Below are 3,141 nucleotides of genomic sequence, written 5' to 3' on the forward strand. Positions count from 1 at the left end.
GTTGGGATTGTTCGGACCGGGCGGGAACAGTGGGTTGGTGTTGTTGCCCGGATTTTGGTTCGGCGGGGTCGGGGTGTTGCCGGGGTCGCTCGGGTTTTGCGGGGTCGGGTTGGGTTGCGGGTTTGGCGTGTTGTCGTGGGTGTCGTTTTTGTGGTGCTTGTTGTGGTTGTGTGCCGCGATGGCGATGCCACCGGCGACGAGGCCGACCGCACCAATGGTGCCGAGTACGCCCAGGGTGGACGGCCCGCCGCTGCTGCCTGCCGCTACTGCGCCTTCCGCGCCGCTGGCATAGGCAGGCGCGGTTTCGATGTGTTCGGCGAGCACGTGTTCAGGAGTGACGATGACCGGGTAGCGGTAAAGCTCGCCGTTGTTTTGCATGCCGACCAGCGCGCCTTCGCCGCGTGCGAAGTAGTCTTTGATAACGAGGTCGGTGCCGCTGCTGTTGTCAAAGGAGATGAGCAGGTCGTCGCCGCTGCGTGCGGTGTCGATGCGTACCGGGCCGGTGCCGGTCGCAGCATCGGTGAACTGGTAGTACGCGCCGTTGATGGCGTCGATTTGTGCGACGCTTGCGGTGTTGAGGTTGTATTGGGCGATGGTGTTACCGTCGGCGGTTTTCAGGGTGAGGGCGATGTTGCTCATGTTGGCTTCCTTTTTTGAGGTTTCTAGTTAATCGGGTTTATGGGGTTGTGGGCGTGTCTTTTAGAGGATGGTGACGGCATTCATGATTTCATCGACGCTGAAGGCGTGGCCGTCGTGCGAGTGAATCTGGATGGCGTTGATGTAGCCGACTTCGCCTTTATAGACTTTGAATTGCAGGCGCTGCACGTGTTCGGCCGCTTCGAAGTCCACTTTGCCGAATTGCAGTGTCCAGCCTTCGCCACGGGTGAGGACGATGCGGTCGCCTTCTGCCGGGTTGAAGTCAAGGATTTGGTCGTTGTCGTGGTAGGGGAAGCTGTTTTCGCCGTCCATCGCATAGACGAAGGTGTCCGCACCTTTGCCACCGGCGAGGTAGTCCACGCCGTAGCCGCTGACGAGGGTGTCGTCGCCGTCGCCGCCGCGCAGGGTCGCGCCGGGGGTTTGGCTCGCCGGGTTTTGCAGCATATGGTTGCCGTGCGCCTGGACGTAGTCGAGGAGCGCCTGCCCTTCGAGGTTGACGAGCTGGGCGTAGTCTTCGGCGTTGATGTTCGGGCTGATGAGGACGCTGCCGTGGTCGCCGCCGTGGATGGTGTCGTGTATCGGGCTGGGCGCGTCATTGACGTGGCCGTTGCCGTCGTCGCTGGCGATGACGTTGCCGTTGTCCAGCAGTTGCGCGTGCAGGGTAACGTCGTCGGTCTGGCTCAGGTTGTTGTGGGTCAGCGTCGGCACTTTGACTTGTATTTCGGTCGCGCCTGCGGGCAGGGTGATTTCGCCGTTATGCACGGTTTGCGCGACGCCGCCGATGCTGGCGCTGATGTCGCGCGGGGTGTAAACGCCCGCGTCGTGACCCTTGTCGTTCCAGCCGACGGACGCCCATTCGGTCAGCTCCCACGGGAAATCGTTGATATCGCTGGGGTCGCCGCCGATTTTTTGTGCGATTTCGCCGCCGGTGCGCCACGGGTTTTCTTTGCCGCGCGCGAGGTAGTTGTTCGGCGCTTCGGCGTTGAAGGCGAAGTTGTTGAGGTTTTTGTCCGCGCCGTAGCCGCCGTAGGTTTGCGCCGCCTTGGCGATCATTTTGGTCATCGGGCTGAGCGGCGAGCCGTCCGGGCGGCGGTAGGCGTCAAGGTCAACGTCCTGGCGGATGCGGAACCATTGTCCTTCGGCGGGCGCGTTCGGGTTGTCGTCGGCGCCGTCGTTTTGTTGTGCCGGGAAGGAGGTGATGCCTTTTTTCGCGTTCGGCAGGGTGACGGAAACGGCGTGGTTGATGCGTCCGGCGAGCACTTCGGAGACGCCGATTTGGCTCAGCGGGTTGAGCATGCCGACCACCGCCGAGCCGCCGTGGGTGTGCTGCATCCAGAAGTTTTTCGCGCCGAGGCCACTCATGCCCGCCTCGCCCTGGAAGTAGCCGGCGGCGCTGACGTCCCAGCCGTCGGCGGTTTTCACCGCGTGGAAGTATTCGCGCATCAGCCCGGTCGCCTTGTCGTACACGGCGAAGGAGGCGTCGCCGCCACCTGCGGGCTGGGCGTAGTCGGGCAGCGGGATGCGGCCGAGGACGTGCGCGCTGATGTCGCCGGAGGCGGTGATGCGGTCGTCGTGCGAGGTGATGTTGGCGTAGTGCTGTTGCGGGTCGCTGCTATCGACGATGTAAATCGGGATGTTGTAGGCGCTGGTGTTGAGGCCAGTGACAACGCCATAGGCGTTTTTCGCCATCGTCGGCGCGTAGGCGGTGATGTCGGTGCTGTTGGCGGCAAGCGGCATATCGGCAACGCTGCGGGTGAACACCGTGCCGTTGCCGAGATATTCGCCCGGCTGGAACGGGTCGGCGGTTTTGGCAAGCTGGTCGGCGGAAAGGGCGCTGTCGTGGTAGTCGGTGCTGAGTTTCAGCACCTGCCCCGCCTGCGCCGGACTGGCGAGTTTGACGGTGTAAACCAGTTCGTTGCCCTCAATTACCGCGCTGGCGTCGCCGACATCCAGACCGTTTGTCGCCGGCGGCTGCGGTTTGGCAATGTCGCTCGCCGTACTGGTCGGGGTTTCGTGGTTCTTGGCGTTGTCGTCGTAAGTCGCCTGCACGCTGATTTTGTGTCCGGCGTCTTCGGCGGTGAGCTGGTAGCTTGCCCCGGTCGCGCCGCTGATGGGCTGACCGTCGCGCTGCCATTGGTAGGTGATTTGCGTGCTGTCCACGCCGTCGGCGTCGTCAACTTTGGCGGTCAAGGTTTCGCCGATTTTCGCCTCGCCCGTAATGCTGACTTTGCCCGCGTGGTTGGGTTGCGGGTTGGGTGACGGATTCGGATTGGGCGACGGATTCGGGTTAGGTTGCGGGTTTGGATTCGGTGACGGATTTGGATTCGGCGACGGCTGCGGGTTCGGCGACGGATTCGGCGCGCTGTTGTCGGCGACCGCAGCGGTGGCGTCGCTGGTCGGCGTTTCGTGGTTCTTGGCGTTGTCGTCGTAGGTCGCCTGCACCGTGATTTTCGCGCCTTTTTGCGCGGCGGTGAGGGTGAAGGT

The 3,141-nt window shown here is 63.1% G+C and carries 2 protein-coding genes; both read right to left on the reverse strand.

Annotation, left to right across the window (positions count from 1 at the left end; translation table 11 throughout):
- A partial coding sequence (locus Q0349_RS02040) for a hypothetical protein (RefSeq protein ID WP_298079178.1) occupies positions 1-639 on the reverse strand: 639 nt, incomplete at its 3' end.
- Between the two features lie 60 nt (positions 640-699).
- The coding region (locus tag Q0349_RS02045) for a hypothetical protein (RefSeq protein ID WP_298079179.1) at positions 700-3,141 on the reverse strand (2,442 nt) is incomplete at its 5' end.

This window comes from uncultured Cardiobacterium sp. (genome assembly GCF_938028185.1).
In the GTDB taxonomy this organism is placed as follows: Bacteria; Pseudomonadota; Gammaproteobacteria; order Cardiobacteriales; family Cardiobacteriaceae; genus Cardiobacterium.